Here is a 17,024-nt window from a genome sequence, read left to right as displayed (position 1 = left end):
CCTTCTGGCCATGACGAAACACGACGCGTTCACGAGCCCGTCCGACCACGAGCAGGTCACACTCCGCAGCCCGGCCGAACTCGCCGACGCCCTGCCGTACTTGGTCGGGTTCCACCCGGACGACAGCATCGTCCTGGTCGCCCTGCACGGCCCGGAGGGCCGCTTCGGCGGGCGGCTCAGGCTGGGCATCCCCGAAGCCCGGGAAGACTGGCCCGAGGTCAGCGACCAACTCGCCGACTGCCTGGTGACCGGGAGCGAGCGGCGCGGATCAAGGCCCGACGGCATCATCGTCTTCCTGCGCCAGGACCCGGCCACGGGCGAGTCCGGGCAGGACGTGATGGAACGGCTGCGGCCGCTGGCCCAGCTCCTGCGCACGGCCTGCGGGAGGCACGAGGTGCCGGTCTTCGAGGCCCTGTGCGTCTCCGGCGGCCGCTTTTGGTCGTACTGCTGCCCCGACCAGCGCTGCTGCCCGGCGGAGGGCACACCGCTGGGCATCCCCGGGACGTCGGTGATGGCCGCCGCGGCGGCGTACGCGGGGATCAGGGTGCGCGGCTCGCTACGGGAGATGGAGGCCCGTCTCGCCCCGCTCGCCGCACCGCGGGCCGCGGAACAGGAAGAAGCGCTGGAGACGGCGGGAGCCGCGCTGCTGCCCCGCATCCTGGGAGACTCCGACTCCGCCGCCGTGCGGGAGGAGACGCTCGCGCTGCTGGGGCGGATGCTGGAGCAGTTCCGCGCGGCCGTGCCGATCGCCGACACGGTCGCCGCCGACATCCACGACGACCGTCTCCTCGACCCGGGTGAGGCGGCGACCGCGATCATCGGGCTGCAGGACCGGGTCACGCGCGACCGGGCGGCCGAATGGATGGAGGGCACGGACGCGGAACCGGCGCTGAGGCTCTGGCGAGCACTGGCCAGGCGCTGTGTCGGCATCTACGGCGAGCACGCCGCCGTGCCGCTCACCCTCGCCGGCTGGGTTGCCTGGTCGTCGGGGGACGAGCCTTCGGCCAGGGTCGCGCTCGGCCGGGCCCTGCGTGCCGATCCCGACTACCTGTTCGCCAAGCTGCTGCACGAGGCGTGCAACGAGGGACTCGACCCCGAGCCGCTGCGGCGGTGTCTGCGGCGGGCACGCGCGGATCAGGCGGTCCACTCCGCTGTCCACGAGGAGCTGGCGCGCGGATTCGCCAGGGCATCCACACCGGACGCCGACGTCCCGGCGAGCAGCTGTGAGGCGTCTGATTCCTCCGCCACCGACTCCGCGACGGGCGCCGAGGTGTCGGGTGCGTACGCGGACGACTCCGCGACCAGCCCCGAGGCGTCCGTTACCTCCGCCGCCGACTCCGCGACCGGCCCCGAGGCGTCCGTTACCTCCGCCGCCGACTCCGCGACCGGCCCCGAGGCGCCGGATGCGCACGCCGCCGACTCTGTCGTCAGTCCCGAAGTGTCGGACGCGTATGCCGCCGACTCCGTGACCAACCCAGCGGCCGGTGGCCCCGCCGACGCACCGGGTGCCTCCATCGACGTAACCGATGTCTCCACCGGGGTCTCCGCGGACAGCCTCGATGCCTCGGGCGCTTCCGGTGTGGCCACCGGCGGCTGTGAGGCACCGGACGAGGCGGCTGGATCAGATGCGGGTGCCGGAGCCGGGCGCAGGACCGCACGCGGGCGCGGGGGGCGGGCGGCCCGGTCCGGGCGGCCGACGCCCTGCGGACCGGGGGGCCCGCGCGGCGGTCGTGATGGGCGTCGACCCGAAGCCAGGCCGCGGACGCGGCGCCGGGCGGGGCGCCGAGGGACCGGCGGTCGTCGGTGACCGGCACCCGCCGGCAGCGGACGGGTCTAGACGGGCACTGCTTGGTCCTGGCCCCGTCGGGTGGCCGGGCTGGGACGGCCGCGCGGGAGCGGTCCCACGCACTTGGCCCGTCATGGACAAGAGCCTGTTTATCGTCAGGCAGACGACTATGATCACTTCATGCCCTACGACCCGTCGGCCTTCCCGCCCTTTGCCGTCACCGTCGATCTGGTCGTGCTCACAGTGCGGCGACACGCGCTGTGCGCGCTGGCCGTCCGCCGCGGTGAGCCGCCCTTCCAAGGACGGTGGGCACTGCCCGGTGGATTCGTGCGGGCCGACGAGGATCTCGCGGCGGCCGCCGCGAGAGAGCTCGCGGAGGAGACGGGACTCCTCGCCCATGGTCCTTCCCTCCCGGTGCCACCGAACGCCGCCCACCTGGAGCAGCTCGCGACCTATGGCGACCCCAAGCGCGACCCCCGCATGCGTGTCGTCAGCGTCGCGCATCTGGCACTCGCCCCGGACCTGCCCGCACCGCGCCCCGGCGGTGACGCGCACAGCGTGCGCTGGGCGCCGGTGGAGTCGCTCCTTGACCAGGACGGGGCGTTCAGCCGAGACGGAGAGGCGGCCGATCCGCTGGCCTTCGATCATGCCCGCATCCTGGCGGACGGCGTCGAACGCGCCCGTTCGAAGATCGAGTACTCGTCGCTGGCCACGGCGTTCTGCCCGCGGGAGTTCACCGTGGGCGAGCTCCGCCGGGTCTACGAGGCGGTGTGGGGAGTGGCCCTGGACCCGCGTAACTTCCACCGCAAGGTGACCGGAACCCCGGGCTTCCTGGTGCCGACCGGAGGGACGACGACCCGTCAGGGTGGCCGCCCGGCCCAGCTGTTCCGGGCCGGAGGCGCGACGCTGCTCAACCCTCCGATGCTGCGCCCCGAGGTCTGACACACCTTCAGTAAGACCTATGCTCAACAGGAAATACGGATATATCGAGTTAGTGTGGTGACCTGTGCCGCTGGCCGCGAGCCGCCGGGGCGCGAAGGGCCTCGCGGTCCGGGCATCTGTTGCCCGGCGTGCCTGCAACTCCCCGCAGCGTGGCGATTTCTGTCCGGTTGGGCGTCAATTGTGAGGTAATGCGCGATCACCCTTTCGTGTGCTTTTCACCAAAGACCCTAAGGGTCTCGGAGGTGTCGCCGACAAAGGATGCGTGAGTACCCTTGCGCACACCACGATGACCGCGGCTCGCCCAGCCGAATCCGGCCTCGCCGGCCCGGGCGAGCTAGACCGCTACTCCTACCCCGACGCCCCCGGCGCCGACCGCGGCAGCGCCCCCTCCTGGGACGGCGCCGACGCGGAGATCGGCCGCGTGGGGCGGCGTGCCGCCGGCAATCGAGGCCGCGGCCTGCACGGCCAACTCGTCCAGCAGCTGGGCCAGATGATCGTCTCCGGTGACCTGGGTGCCGATCGTCCGCTCGTACCCGAGGAGATCGGCCAGCGCTTCGAGGTCTCCCGGACCGTCGTCCGTGAATCGCTCCGTGTGCTGGAGGCCAAGGGCCTGGTCAGCGCGCGGCCCAACGTCGGCACCCGGGTCCGCCCGGTCAGCGACTGGAATCTGCTGGACCCCGACATCATCGAATGGCGGGCGTTCGGTCCGCAGCGCGACGACCAGCGCCGCGAGCTGTGCGAGCTGCGCTGGACGATCGAACCGCTGGCCGCCCGCCTCGCCGCCGGGCACGGCCGTGAGGAGGTCCAGCAGCGGCTCGCCGACATGGTCGAGATCATGGGGCACGCGCTGGCGCAGGGGGACGCCCTCACCTTCTCCCGGGCCGACACCGAGTTCCACACCCTGCTCCTCCAGGTCGCGGGCAACCGCATGCTGGAGCACCTCGCCGGCATCGTCGCCTCCGCCCTCCATGTCTCCGGAGGGCCGGTCACCGGCTGCGACCGGCCGACCGAGGCCGGAGTCGGACACCACCGCCGCATCGTCGAGGCCGTCGGTTCGGGCGACGCCGCGGCGGCCGAGGCCGCGATGCGTCAACTGCTCACCGTCCACCCTGAGGTCGAGCGCGTGGTGCCAGCACCGCGCGAGCACTGACCCGTCGGCCACGCGGAACGGACATGAACACGGGGTGGCGTCGCCGGATCTTCGGAGACTGGCTCCGTAGATTCGGCGACGCACTGTGATCTGTCCGCTTCTATCGGCATTCGTGCTGCTTTGTGGTGTGACTCGGGCCACGAGGATTGGGCGTAACGCTCTTTGAAGCAGTGCGATGACTAAAGAGGTGGTAGCCGCGGAGGGAATACAGGCGTCGCTCATGACGCTGTAGTCCCCTGCACTGCCGCTCGCGCCACCGGTTCATCCCTTGCCGGTGGTCGTCGGCTCCGGTCCTTCGTGGGCGGGGCCGGAAGCCGTTCCCCATCATTCCGAGAGGTTGTTCGTGTCGGCCAGCACATCCCGTACGCTCCCGCCGGAGATCGCCGAGTCCGAGTCTGTCATGGCGCTCATCGAGCGGGGAAAGGCTGATGGGCAGATCGCCGGCGATGACGTGCGTCGGGCCTTCGAGGCTGACCAGATTCCGCCAACCCAGTGGAAGAACGTTCTGCGCAGCCTCAACCAGATCCTCGACGAGGAGGGTGTGACGCTGATGGTCAGTGCCGCAGAGGCGCCCAAGCGCACCCGCAAGAGCGTCGCAGCGAAGAGTCCGGCGAAGCGCACCGCCACCAAGACCGTGACGGCCAAGACGGTCACCACCAAGAAGGCCGCCGAAGCCCCGGCCGGGGCCGGTGCCGACGTGGATGACGACGCCACGGCAGCGCCTGCGAAGAAGGCCGCCGCGAAGAAGGCCACGGCCAAGAAGGCGACGGCGAAGAAGACCGTCGCGAAGAAGACCACGGCCAAGAAGACCGCCTCCAAGAAGGACGCCGACGAGCTGCTCGAGGGCGAGGAGCTGATCGAGGAGACCGCGGGCCCCGGCAAGCCGGGCACCGAGGGCGAGGGCGAGGGCGAGAGTCAGGGCTTCGTGCTCTCCGACGAGGACGAGGACGACGCCCCGGCGCAGCAGGTCGCCGCGGCCGGCGCCACCGCCGACCCGGTCAAGGACTACCTCAAGCAGATCGGTAAGGTCCCGCTGCTCAACGCCGAGCAGGAGGTCGAGCTCGCCAAGCGCATCGAGGCCGGCCTGTTCGCCGAGGACAAGCTCGCCAACTCCGACAAGCTCGCCCCCAAGCTGAAGCGCGAGCTGGAGATCATCGCCGAGGACGGCCGCCGCGCCAAGAACCACCTGCTGGAGGCCAACCTCCGGCTGGTGGTCTCGCTGGCCAAGCGCTACACCGGCCGCGGCATGCTCTTCCTGGACCTGATCCAGGAGGGCAACCTCGGTCTGATCCGCGCGGTCGAGAAGTTCGACTACACCAAGGGCTACAAGTTCTCCACGTACGCCACCTGGTGGATCCGTCAGGCGATCACCCGCGCCATGGCCGACCAGGCCCGCACCATCCGTATCCCGGTGCACATGGTCGAGGTCATCAACAAGCTCGCCCGTGTCCAGCGCCAGATGCTCCAGGACCTGGGCCGCGAGCCCACTCCGGAGGAGCTGGCCAAGGAGCTCGACATGACCCCGGAGAAGGTCATCGAGGTCCAGAAGTACGGTCGCGAGCCGATCTCCCTGCACACGCCGCTGGGCGAGGACGGCGACAGCGAGTTCGGTGACCTCATCGAGGACTCCGAGGCCGTCGTGCCCGCCGACGCGGTGAGCTTCACGCTTCTGCAGGAGCAGCTGCACTCGGTGCTGGACACCCTCTCCGAGCGTGAGGCGGGCGTGGTCTCCATGCGCTTCGGTCTCACCGACGGCCAGCCGAAGACGCTGGACGAGATCGGCAAGGTCTACGGCGTGACGCGCGAGCGCATCCGTCAGATCGAGTCGAAGACCATGTCGAAGCTGCGCCACCCGTCCCGCTCCCAGGTTCTCCGCGACTACCTGGACTGATCGATCTGTCGGCCGTTGCCCCGCGTGGGCGAACGGTCGGCGCCAGGCCGTTCGAAGGCCGGGTCCCCTGTGGGGGACCCGGCCTTCGTGCTGCTTGCCTTCTCTCGGCTTCCGGATGCGGAAGCGACCGCACTGGGTGACGCTAGGTGTGCACGTCGCTCCGATCGGTCAGGAGACAGTATGCGCATTCGGCGCCGTTCGCTCGCCGCGGCCCCTGTCGCGGCTCTCACCGGCGCCTTAGCGCTGCTGGTCGCCGCTCCGGCTCCCACGGCCCTCGCGGGGCGGGTCGTGGTCGGCGGGCATCCGGTGCGTATCGCCGACGCGCCGTGGACGGTGGCGCTCGCCAGCCACAGCCGGTTCGGGGCCGAGCGGTCCGGTCAGTTCTGCGGTGGCGTCGCGGTCTCCCGGACGACGGTGCTCACCGCGGCACACTGCATGGGTCGTGGGGTGCTCGGCGTGCCGTGGAGCGAAGTGCGGGACCTGCGGGTCGTGGTCGGCCGGGGCGACCTGGACGGGAACAGCGGGCAGGAGCTGCGCGTACGGAAGGTGTGGGTCAATCCCGGCTACACCCCCGAGACCAACTCCGGGGACGTGGCGGTGCTCACGGTCGACAGTCCGGTGCCGAAGGGCTCGGTGGTGCCGATGGCGTACCGCGGCGACAGCGCCTACGGGCCGGGCACCCCGGCCGCGGTCTACGGCTGGGGTGACACGGCCGGCACCGGGGCCTACTCCTCGACGCTGCGGGCCGCGGAGGTGCAGGTGCTGGACGACGCCATGTGCCGCCAGGCCTATCCCAGGGGTGTGGAGGGGGCGGAGGGCGTCTACGACGGGAAGTCGATGGTGTGCGCCGGGCGGCCGTCGGGCGGCCACGACGCCTGCCAAGGCGACAGCGGGGGGCCGCTGGTCGCCCAGGGGCGTCTGATCGGTCTGGTGTCCTGGGGCAGCGGCTGCGGCCAAGCGGGCAGTCCCGGGGTCTATACGCGGATCTCGGCGGCGGCGCCGATGATCGCCGCACACCGCTGAGCCGCCGGCGCGGCAGCGCCTGAACGGGGCCCTGGAGCGCATCGGGGCTGCGGTCCTCGGGGCACGAGGACGGGCGGCCGCCCCGCTTCCGGGGGCAGCCGCCCGTGTTCCGGCCGGAGCCGGTCCCGCTCGTCGTTGACGCGATGTGTCAGCGTTCGTCGTCGGACGTGGACGCCGGGGCGGTGGTGAGCCGCTCCGTCTCGTCCTGTATCTCGGCGGCGATCTTCTTGAGTTCCGGCTCGAACTTACGTCCGTGATGGGCGCAGAAGAGCAGCTCGCCGCCGCTCGTCAGGACGACGCGCAGGTAGGCCTGGGCGCCGCAGCGGTCGCAGCGGTCGGCGGCCGTCAGCGGGCTCGCGGGGGTCAGAACAGTAGTCACGTCGCCTCTTCTCTAGCTCGACGAGCTGTCGTACCAGGGTCAACATCCAACCAGGCCGAAAACGTTCCCGCTCGCGGCTTTTCCTCGAAAGTTTCTTCCGAGTGGACGGGTGCTGACGGTTGGCGGCGAATGAGCCGTATTGCCTTGGTTTACGGTTTCGCGTCGCTTGTCGGTCTTGTCCTCCCGGCCGGGTTGCCGGTTGTGCATGAGGACGTGCCCGGAGCCTAAATGGTTCATGCCTGAAAAGGAACGTGATGTTTGTGGCACCCCCTCCGGGGGCTCGAACGTGTGAGCGAAGTGGGGAAGATCTCGACTAGCATGGACGTTCTTATGGGTGGCGGCACAGAGGCTCTATCAGGCCTCGGTACGCTCTCACCGGCGACCCAGCCACATCGTGCCCGGAGTAGGGCCATCCAGAAATTCAGCGAGGAGCGAACCGCGTGACCGCCGACACGTCCGTGCCGTCCACTGCGCTGCTGACCGGAGCAGACCGGGGCGGATCCAACTACACCGCGCGGCACCTGCTCGTCCTCGAAGGGCTCGAGGCGGTGCGCAAGCGCCCCGGCATGTACATCGGCTCGACCGACAGCCGCGGCCTGATGCACTGCCTCTGGGAGATCATCGACAACTCCGTCGACGAGGCGCTCGGCGGCTACTGCGACCGCATCGACGTCGTCCTGCACGAGGACGGCTCGGTGGAGGTCCGCGACAACGGCCGCGGCATCCCGGTCGACGTCGAGCCCAAGACCGGTCTGTCCGGCGTCGAGGTCGTGATGACCAAGCTGCATGCCGGCGGCAAGTTCGGCGGCGGCTCGTACGCCGCCTCCGGCGGTCTGCACGGCGTCGGCGCGTCCGTCGTCAACGCCCTGTCCGCCCGTCTCGACGTCGAGGTGGACCGCGACGGCAAGACCCACTCGATCAGCTTCCGGCGCGGCGTCCCCGGCATCTTCACCGAGTCCGGTCCGGACGCGCCCTTCGACCCGGCGAACGGGCTGCTCAAGGGCAAGCGGGTGCCCAAGACCCGCACCGGCACCCGGGTCCGGTACTGGGCCGACCGGCAGATCTTCCTCAAGGACGCCAAGCTCTCCCTGGAGACGCTGCATGCGCGCGCCCGCCAGACCGCCTTCCTGGTGCCCGGCCTCACCATCGTCGTACGGGACGAGAGAGGCGAAAAGGGGGCAGAGGAGGGGCCCGTCGAGCAGACCTTCCGCTACGACGGCGGGATCAGCGAGTTCTGCGACTACCTGGCCCAGGACAAGGCCGTCTGCGACGTGCTGCGGCTCACCGGGCAGGGCACGTTCAAGGAGACCGTCCCGGTTCTGGACGACCGCGGCCACATGACGCCCACCGAGGTCACCCGGGAACTCGGCGTCGACATCGCGCTGCGCTGGGGCACCGGCTACGACGCCACGGTCAAGTCCTTCGTCAACATCATCGCCACGCCCAAGGGCGGCACCCACGTCGCCGGCTTCGAGCGGGCCGTCGCCAAGACGGTCAACGAGGTGCTGCGCTCCACCAAGCTGCTCCGGGTCGCCGAGGACGACGTGGTCAAGGACGACGCGATGGAGGGCCTGACCGCCGTCGTCACCGTCCGGCTGGCCGAGCCGCAGTTCGAGGGCCAGACCAAGGAGGTGCTGGGCACTTCGGCCGCCTCCCGGATCGTCGCGAACGTGGTCGCCAAGGAGCTCAAGACTTTCCTGACCTCCACCAAGAGGGACGCCAAGCAGCAGGCGCGGGCGGTGCTGGAGAAGGTCGTGGCCGCCGCCCGCACGCGGATCGCGGCCCGCCAGCACAAGGAGGCGCAGCGGCGCAAGACCGCTCTGGAATCCTCGTCGCTGCCCGCCAAGCTCGCCGACTGCCGCAGCGACGACGTGGACCGCAGCGAGCTGTTCATCGTCGAGGGCGACTCGGCGCTCGGCACCGCCAAGCTCGCGCGGAACTCCGAGTTCCAGGCGCTGCTGCCGATCCGCGGCAAGATCCTCAACGTGCAGAAGTCCTCAGTCTCGGACATGCTCAAGAACGCCGAGTGCGGGGCCATCATCCAGGTCATAGGGGCCGGGTCGGGCCGGACCTTCGACATCGACCAGGCGCGCTACGGCAAGGTCATCTTCCTCGCCGACGCCGATGTCGACGGCGCGCACATCCGGTGCCTGCTGCTGACCCTCTTCCAGCGCTACATGCGGCCGATGGTCGAGCAGGGACGGGTCTTCTCGGCCGTGCCGCCGCTGCACCGCATCGAGCTGATCAATCCCCGCAAGGGGCAGGACAAGTACGTCTACACCTACTCCGACGGCGAGCTCCAGGAGACCCTGCTGGACCTCCAGCGCAGGAACGTCCGCTTCAAGGACAGCATCCAGCGCTACAAGGGCCTCGGCGAGATGGACGCCGACCAGCTGGCCGAGACCACCATGGACCCGCGCCACCGCACCCTGCGGCGGATCAACATCAGCGATCTGGAGGCCGCCGAGCAGGCCTTCGACCTGCTGATGGGCAATGAGGTCGCGCCCCGCAAGGAGTTCATCACGAACTCCGCGGCCACCTTGGACCGGTCGCGGATCGACGCCTGACGAAGCGCGTCGTCCGCGCCGGGAGCGCCGGTGCCACCCCAGGGTGGCACCGGCGCTCCCGGCGTTTCCCGGATGCCCCTCACCTGAAATCCCGGGATGTCGCTCACCTGATGGTGTGAACCTTCCCGAGTGAACCATCCGGGATCTTCCCGCTCTGTCCATCCTTGGCCATTGCGGCCGACGCGCCGCGGAGCCAAGGAGAACACGGGTGGACAACCACGACGGGCAGGACGAGCTCCAAGCCGGAACGGTTCGGCTGGGCGATCCCTGGTACGACACGCTGGCCTCGGGCCGCGGGGAACCGGACGAGCCGCCCGCCGCGGGCACCGACGTCTACCAGCAGGTGCACGCCGGCGCCGACTTCCAGGAAGTACGCCGCCGCTACCGCCGCTTCGCGCTGCCCGCCGCGGTCGCCTTCCTCGTGTGGTACCTGGGGTACGTCATCGCCGCGACCGGCGCACCTGACCTGATGGCCCGCCCGGTCACCGGCCCGTTCAACGTGGGGATGCTCGCGGGGGTCGCCCAGTTCGCCACCACGTTCCTGCTGACGTGGGCGTACGCCCGGCACGCGCGGCTGCGCCGAGACCGCCTCGCACTGGAACTGCGCTGGGTGACCCAGGAGATGGCCGCGCGGGAGCGGCGCCGGTGACCGGGAACCACCAGAGTCTGGCGCTCCTGCTCTTCCTCGCCTTCGTCGCGCTGACGCTGGCGATCACCACCTTGGTGAGCCGCAGACGGCGGGGCTCGCCCGAGGAGTTCTACGCGGGCGGGCGGCTGTTCTCCCCGATGGAGAACGGATTCGCCATCGCCGGTGACTACATGTCCGCCGCCTCCTTCCTCGGCATCTCCGGCCTCATCGCCCTCTACGGCTACGACGGGGTGCTGTACTCCGTCGGCTTCCTCGTCGCCTGGCTGGTCGTCCTGCTGCTGGTCGCCGAACTCGTCCGCAACTGCGGCCGGTTCACCCTGGCCGACGTACTGGCCGCGCGGCTGGGCGAGCGGCGGGTGCGCATCGCCGCCGGCACGTCGTCGGTGACCGTCTCCGTCCTGTACCTCGTCGCGCAGATGGTCGGCGCGGGCAGCCTGGTCGCCCTGCTGTTGGGCGGCACCAGCGACCGGGCCCGCGCCTGGACGGTCGTCGGCGTCGGCGCCCTCATGGTCGTCTACGTCTCGTTGGGCGGCATGCGCGCCACGACCTGGATCCAGATCGTCAAAGCCGTGCTGCTCATGGGCGGCACGATCGCGCTGACCACCGTGCTGCTGGTGCGCTTCCACGGCGATCTGGGCGCCCTGCTGACCACCGCGGCGGACCGCAGCGGCCACGGCCGGGACTTCCTGGCGCCCGGCCTGAAGTACGGCGGGGACCTGACCGCCCGGCTGGACTTCATCAGCCTCGGCCTGGCGCTCGTCCTCGGCACCGCGGGGCTGCCGCACATCCTGTCGCGCTTCTACACCGTGCCCACCGCGCGCGCCGCCCGCCGCTCCGTCGTCTGGTCCATCGGACTCATCGGCGCCTTCTACCTGATGACCATCGTGCTCGGCTTCGGCGCCGCCGCGGTGCTCGGCAGCCACGCGGTACGTGCCTCCAGCCCCTCGGGAAACACCGCGGTGCCGCTCCTCGCGCTCGACCTCGGCGGCGGCGCGGGCTCGACCGGTGGCACGGTGCTCTTCGCGGTCGTCGCCGCCGTGGCCTTCGCCACCATCCTCGCCGTCGTCGCGGGGATCACGCTCTCCTCCTCGGCGGCGGTCGCGCACGACCTGTACGCCACGCTCAGCCGTCGGGACGGCCGGGACGGCCGTATGCCGCGCAGCGAGGTCGCGGTCGCCCGGGTGGCGGCGGTCGGCGTGGGCGTGGTGGCGATCGGGCTGGGGCTGCTCGCCCAGGACCTGAACGTGGCGTTCCTGGTCGGGCTGGCCTTCGCCGTCGCCGCCTCCGCCAATCTGCCGGTGCTGCTGTACGCCCTGTTCTGGCACCGGTTCACCACGCGCGGCGCGTTGTGGGCGGTGTACGGCGGGCTGGTTCCGGCCGTCCTGCTGGTGACCCTGTCCCCGGTGGTCTCCGGCGCGCCGGACGCGCTCTTCCCCGGCGTCGACTTCCACCTCGTCCCGCTGCGGAACCCGGGGCTGGTCTCCATCCCGCTCGGCTTCCTGGCGGGCTGGCTGGGCACGGTGACCTCGGCGGAGCGTGCCGATCCCGCCCGGTACGCGGAGACGGAGGTACGGGCGCTGACGGGCGCGGGAGCGGTCTGACCGTACGCGCGGGAGGCGTCTGACCGTACGGAGGGGCGGGGCCGGGCTCTCACACCCACCGGTACCGGTGGCTCCTCACACCCACTGGTACCGGTGCTCGGGCCGTCCCGTCTCGCCGTACCGGAGGCTGAGCCGGACCCGCCCCGCCCGCTCCAGCAGCTTGAGATACCGCTGCGCGGTCTGCCTGCTGAGCCGGCAGTGCTCGGCCACCTCCTGCGCCGACAGCGGGCCCTCGGCGGCGCGCAGCACGGCGCGCACCCGGTCCGCGGTCAGCGCGGAATGGCCCTTGGGCAGCTCGGCCGGGCCCGCCGAGCTGCCGCCCAGCGCGCCGAAGATCCGGTCCACCTGGTCCTGTTCGGCCTCCCCGCCGCCGTCCAGCGTGCGGCGCAGCGCGGCGTACCCGTCGAGCTTGGCGCGCAGCCCGGCGAAGGTGAACGGCTTGACCAGGTACTGCAGCGCCCCGTGCCGCATGGCCGCCTGCACGGTGGCGATGTCGCGGGCCGCGGTCACCATGATGATGTCCGTGTGGTGGCCGAGCTGGCGCAGCCGCCGCACCAGCGCCAGCCCCGTCTCGTCCGGCAGATAGTGGTCGAGGAGCACCAGGTCCACCTCGGTGCGCTCCAGGAAGGCCAGCGCCTCGGCGGCGCTGTGCGCCTGGCCCGCGACGCGGAAGCCGGGGATCTTCTCGACGTACGCGGCGTTGACGCGCGCCACCCGCACGTCGTCGTCGACGACCAGTACGGCGATCATCGCACCTCTCCCACCTGGGTCAACGGGGCGGCCGCGGCCTCGGCCAGCGCCTCGGGCAGGACGACGGTGAACCGCGCACCGGGCCCGCCGTCGCGGCCGTCCACCCGCGCGCTGCCGCCCTGCCGTTCGGCCAGCCGGCGCACCAGCGCCAGCCCGATGCCGCGCTTGCCGTGCGCGGGCGGCTCCTTGGTGGACCAGCCGTCGGTGAAGACCAGGTCGCGCTGGTCGGCGGGGACGCCGGGCCCGGTGTCGGCGACCGTCAGCACGACCGTACGGTCCCGGGCCGTCAGCCCCACCTCGATCCATGGTTCGGGGGAGCCGGACGCCGCGTCCAGCGCGTTGTCCACGAGGTTGCCGACGACCGTCACCAGCCCCGGCGGGTCCACCACCCGGTCCGGCAGCAGGGTGTCCGCGCTGATCCGCAAGGACACGCCGCGCTCGGCCGCGACCGCGGCCTTGCCGACGAGGAGCGCGGCCAGCAGTGGGTCGTGGATGCGCTCGGTGACCTGCTCGGCGGTGGCGCGGTGCACTCCGACGGCCTCGGTCACGAACTCCACGGCCTCCTCGTGCAACCCGAGTTCGAGCAGGCCGAGCAGGGTGTGCAGCCGGTTGGCGTGCTCGTGGTCCTGGGCGCGCAGGGCGTCGATCAGGCCGCGGGTGCCGTCCAGCTCGCGGCCGAGCTGCTCCAGCTCGGTGCGGTCGCGCAAGGTGGCCACGGCCCCGCCGTCCTCGGTCGGCATGCGGTTGGCGATCAGCACCCGGCCGCCGCTGACGGTGAGCAGATCGGCGCCGGTGACCCGGCCGGCGAGCACATCGGTGGTACGGCCCGGTGGCAGCACCTCGTCCAGCGGCCGCCCGGTGTCCTCCGCCCGCAGGTCCAGCAGCCGCTGCGCCTCGTCGTTGACGAGCCGGATCCGGCCGCGCGCGTCGAGGGCGACGACCCCTTCGCGGATGCCGTGCAGCATCGCCTCCCGCTCGGCGAGCAGCGCGGAGATGTCGGAGAAGGCCAGGTCGTGGGTGCGGCGGCGGAGCCCGCGCGCGACCAGGTACGCGGCGACGGCGCCGACGGCGAGCGCGCCGCCCGCGTAGGCGAGCAGTCCGGGCACCGCGCCGATCAGCCGGTCGCGGACGTTCTCGTAGGCGATGCCGACCGAGACCGCGCCGACGACCGTGCCGTCGGCGTCCCGAAGGGGGGCCTTGCCCCGCGCGGACCTGCCGAGCGTGCCGGTGTCGATTTGCATGACCTCGTGGCCGGAGAGGACCTGGCTGGGGTCGGTCGAGACGTGCTTGCCGATCTCGGCGGCGGAGGGGTGGGACCAGCGCACGCCGTGCCGGTCCATGACCACGACGTACTCGGCGCCGGTGGCCCGGCGGATCCGCTCCGCTTCGGCCTGCACCGGGCCCGCCGGATCGGGTCCCGAGGCCGCCCGCAGGGCGTCGGCGAGCCCGCGTTCGGCGGCCGTGGTCTGCGCGATGGCCAGCGCCCGCCGCATCGCCTGGTCGTCGAGCTGGGCGCTCAGCGGGGCGAGGAAGAGCCCGGTCGCGAGCACGGCGACGCCACCGACGACGGCCAGCTGCATCATCAGGACCTGCGAGAACACGCGGCGCGGGCGGGGCCAGCCGATGCGCCATCGGGTGGCTGCCCGCGGGGCCCGGGGTCTCGCAGCGCTCATGGGTACGAAGGGTAAGCGCACACGGCCCGGACCGGCCCCGGCGGACTCCCGGCTTCCGAACGGGCGCCCGATCGCGGTCGGGCGTGGGGCGGGCCCGACCGCTCACCGGGCGGGCCGGGCGGCCTTGGGCGCGGGCTGAGGGGCCGATGGGCGGGCTCGTAGGCGGTCAGCGCGGGGCTGAGTCGATCGGCGGGCCCGTAGGCCGTCAGCGTGGGCTTGAGGGGCGAACGGCAGGCCCGTAGGCCGTCAGCACAGGCTTGAGGGGGCGACAGGCGGGCTCGTAGCCCGTCAGCGCGGGCTGACCGCCGCAGCGCGGATGCCGAGGACGTCCATCCGGGCCGGCGCGAGCAGTGCCGCGCCGCAGCTCTGCGGGCGGGCCGGTTCCTCGGCGATCTGGGCGATCCAGACATGCCACTCCCGGCCGTCGGCATGCGCCACGGTCACGTCCCAGACCGGCGCGGACCCCTCGGTGCGGACGACGGTGAGCGCGTCGGCACCCGTCTCGCCGGTCAGCTCGCGGACCGCGAGGTCGGCTGCCTGGCCGGGCCGCTCCCACGCGGACCGGCCCCGGCAGCCCTCGGTCACGACGCGGCCCTCCCGCACGGCGGCGACGACCTCCTTGACGGCGTGGGCGGTGGCCCGGCCGTACGCGTACCCGTACGGGAGCACGACGAGCGTGGGGGAGAAGCGGTGGCCGCCGATGTGCGTGATCTCCCAGGTGCCGTCGCCCCCGGAGGCCGCCAGCTCGGCGGCGAGCGGGCGGCCGAGCAGGGCGCAGCAGCGGTCCCGCTTGCCGTTGGTGCACACCAGGACCAGTGGCGCGCCGGTGTACGGCTCCCAGCCGTCCCGCAGTCCGCCGGCGTCGCCCGCGCCGAGGGCGGCGAAATCCATGTCCATCAGGCGGACGGGGTCGGTGAGGCAGGCCGTACGGATCCAGGAGTCGCCGGGCCGGGTGTGCGCGACGAAGACCCGGTGCCGGGCCGGGAGGTGGCGGTCGGCGTGCCGCCCGGGGCGGCGGATCAGCGCGACCCGGACCCCGGTGCCCTTGGTCGCCCGTTCCAGGGCGCGGCCGAGCGCCGGGTCGAGGTGGCTGCCGGTCAGGGCTTCGGCGCCCCAGGGGCCGGACTGCTCGATCAGCAGCCAGGTGGGGGCGACGGCCGCTGTTCCGGCGAGCGGCTCGGACAGGTCGTGGGAGGCGGTCGCGCACATGCTCACGAAGGTAAGCCTAACCTACCTTGTGTGGTGTTGCTGGCCGGTAAGTGCGTGTCGCCGCGCCGGGGTTGTGAGAGGGGCGTCTCACCTACGGCATCGGCACCAGCGGCGGGGGCTGGGGCGGGCGCGGGCCGCGGTACTGGCCTGTCGGACGCATCCGCAGCGGCTGTTCGCCGTACTCCTCCAGCGCGTGCGCGATCCAGCCCGCCGTCCGCGCCACCGCGAAGACCGTCTCGCCCGCTTCCTGCGGCATTCCGGCGGCGACCGACAGCACGGCCAGCGCCAGGTCCACGTTGGCGTGCAGCGGGACGTGCCGCGCCATCGTCGCGACGATCTCCCGGGCCGCCCGTAGCGCCTCCGCGGCCTGCGGGATCTCCTCCAGCAGCGTGAACAGGGCCTGGGCGCGGGGGTCCTCGCCCGGGTACAGCTTGTGGCCGAGCCCCGGTACGCGGCGCCCGGCGCGCAGGTGGTCCGCCACGACCGCAGCGCCGCCGCGTTCGACGGCGTCCATCAGCATCCGGTGCGCGAAGCCGCTCGCGCCGCCGTGCAGCGGCCCGTCGAGGGCGCCCAGGCCCGCCGAGACCACGGCGTACGGGTGGGCCTGGGCGGAGGCGGCGACCCGGGCGGCCATCGTGGAGACGGCCAGCTCATGGTCGATGAGCAGCACCAGCGCGCTGTCCACGACCCGCAGCCAGGAGTCGTCGGCCGCCCGCGCGGTCAACCGGGTCCACAGGCGGCGCGCCACCGGCGCGTCGGACGGCTCCGGCTCGCCGGCCACGGGCAGGACGTCGGCCAGCGTGGCGATCAGGTCGCGGGCGGTGGCCACCACCGCCGGCCGTTCCAGCTCGAAACGGAGCGGATCGGCCGCCGCGGCGGCGATGGCCGCCACCCGCAGCCGGTCCAGCAGCCCGCTGTGCTCGGGCAGGGCGGCCACCGCGCGGCGCGCCGCCGCCAGGGTCTCGGGGTGGGAGGTGAACCGGATCCCGGGCCGCAGCTCACCGGTCCACAGCCACTGGGCGACCTCCTCGTAGCCGTACCGTTCGGCGAGTTTGGTGGAGTCCACGCCGCGGTAGTAGTGGCGGTCGTTCTCGATCAGCGTGATGCTGGTGCCGATCGGGCCGTCGTCGACACCGGCCCGGGTCTCGCGCTTGTTACGCCGCGCGAGCGCCTCCACCTCCGCGGCGTCGAACGTGCTGCCGCGCCCGCCGGGAATCCGGCGGCTGGTCAGCTGGCCACGGCTCACGTACGCGTACACCGTCTCCGGCTTCACCCCGAGCCGCTCCGCCGCCTCCCGGGTACTCAGCCGCGGCTCACCCGTCCCTTGATCCGTCATGGGTCACACCGTATCCGTCTCGACACGCATTGATTCAATCAATATTGACAACTCTTCGATCAAGCATA

At 72.1% G+C, this 17,024-nt stretch carries 13 protein-coding genes; 8 read left to right on the top strand and 5 right to left on the bottom strand.

Annotation, left to right across the window (positions count from 1 at the left end):
* Nucleotides 1-10 precede the first annotated feature (10 nt).
* From ACQUSR_RS07655 to ACQUSR_RS07635, 5 genes are all read left to right on the top strand, one after another.
* Nucleotides 11-1,807 carry a DUF4192 family protein gene (locus ACQUSR_RS07655; protein ID WP_431041800.1) on the top strand — a complete coding sequence of 599 codons (1,797 nt, stop codon included), beginning with the start codon at nt 11-13 and terminating at the stop codon, nt 1,805-1,807.
* A gap of 159 nt (nt 1,808-1,966) precedes the next feature.
* Entirely contained in the window at nt 1,967-2,728 is a 762-nt protein-coding gene (locus ACQUSR_RS07650) for an NUDIX hydrolase (protein ID WP_431041799.1), read from the top strand.
* A gap of 262 nt (nt 2,729-2,990) precedes the next feature.
* Nucleotides 2,991-3,878, top strand: a complete 888-nt coding sequence (locus ACQUSR_RS07645) for a FadR/GntR family transcriptional regulator (RefSeq protein ID WP_431041798.1) — start codon at nt 2,991-2,993, stop codon at nt 3,876-3,878.
* Between the two features lie 343 nt (nt 3,879-4,221).
* A complete protein-coding gene (locus ACQUSR_RS07640) occupies nt 4,222-5,769 on the top strand; it encodes an RNA polymerase sigma factor (RefSeq protein ID WP_431041797.1) in 1,548 nt (515 codons plus the stop codon).
* A 180-nt stretch (nt 5,770-5,949) separates the two neighbouring features.
* A complete protein-coding gene (locus ACQUSR_RS07635) occupies nt 5,950-6,792 on the top strand; it encodes a S1 family peptidase (RefSeq protein WP_431041796.1) in 843 nt (280 codons plus the stop codon).
* 148 nt (nt 6,793-6,940) lie between these two features.
* Here ACQUSR_RS07635 and ACQUSR_RS07630 read toward each other — a convergent pair whose 3' ends face one another.
* Nucleotides 6,941-7,171: a DUF7455 domain-containing protein gene (locus tag ACQUSR_RS07630; protein ID WP_431041795.1), complete on the bottom strand. Its 231-nt coding sequence runs from the start codon at nt 7,169-7,171 to the stop codon at nt 6,941-6,943.
* Nucleotides 7,172-7,611: 440 nt separating this feature from the next.
* Here ACQUSR_RS07630 and ACQUSR_RS07625 point away from each other — a divergent pair, with 440 nt between their 5' ends.
* From ACQUSR_RS07625 to ACQUSR_RS07615, 3 genes are all read left to right on the top strand, one after another.
* Nucleotides 7,612-9,738, top strand: coding sequence for a DNA gyrase/topoisomerase IV subunit B (locus ACQUSR_RS07625; RefSeq protein ID WP_431041794.1), 2,127 nt, complete (start codon nt 7,612-7,614; stop codon nt 9,736-9,738).
* A gap of 208 nt (nt 9,739-9,946) precedes the next feature.
* Entirely contained in the window at nt 9,947-10,387 is a 441-nt protein-coding gene (locus ACQUSR_RS07620; RefSeq protein WP_431041793.1) for a DUF485 domain-containing protein, read from the top strand.
* The gene (locus tag ACQUSR_RS07615) at nt 10,384-11,988 is read left to right on the top strand and encodes a solute symporter family protein (RefSeq protein WP_431041792.1); all 1,605 of its coding nucleotides are present in this window, start codon (nt 10,384-10,386) and stop codon (nt 11,986-11,988) included. The genes ACQUSR_RS07620 and ACQUSR_RS07615 overlap by 4 nt, the downstream gene beginning before the upstream one ends.
* A 75-nt stretch (nt 11,989-12,063) precedes the next feature.
* On the opposite strand, the gene ACQUSR_RS07610 is transcribed toward ACQUSR_RS07615, so the two are convergent.
* The 4 genes from ACQUSR_RS07610 to ACQUSR_RS07595 form a co-directional block, all read right to left on the bottom strand.
* Nucleotides 12,064-12,738 (bottom strand): DUF7342 family protein, encoded by a 675-nt coding sequence (locus ACQUSR_RS07610; RefSeq protein WP_431041791.1) that lies wholly within the window; start codon nt 12,736-12,738, stop codon nt 12,064-12,066.
* Nucleotides 12,735-14,411 (bottom strand): ATP-binding protein, encoded by a 1,677-nt coding sequence (locus tag ACQUSR_RS07605; RefSeq protein WP_431041790.1) that lies wholly within the window; start codon nt 14,409-14,411, stop codon nt 12,735-12,737. The genes ACQUSR_RS07610 and ACQUSR_RS07605 overlap by 4 nt, the downstream gene beginning before the upstream one ends.
* Nucleotides 14,412-14,699: 288 nt before the next feature.
* Nucleotides 14,700-15,626 (bottom strand): sucrase ferredoxin, encoded by a 927-nt coding sequence (locus ACQUSR_RS07600; protein WP_431041789.1) that lies wholly within the window; start codon nt 15,624-15,626, stop codon nt 14,700-14,702.
* An 85-nt stretch (nt 15,627-15,711) separates the two neighbouring features.
* Complete coding sequence (locus tag ACQUSR_RS07595) at nt 15,712-16,956, bottom strand: citrate/2-methylcitrate synthase (RefSeq protein ID WP_431041788.1); 1,245 nt, start codon at nt 16,954-16,956, stop codon at nt 15,712-15,714.
* Nucleotides 16,957-17,024: the final 68 nt, after the last annotated feature.

Source organism: Streptomyces sp. P1-3 (assembly GCF_050613155.1).
In the GTDB taxonomy this organism is placed as follows: domain Bacteria; phylum Actinomycetota; class Actinomycetes; order Streptomycetales; family Streptomycetaceae; genus Streptomyces.
The sequence above is the reverse complement of the archived record's forward strand: the minus strand, read 5'-3'. Positions and strand labels throughout refer to the sequence as shown.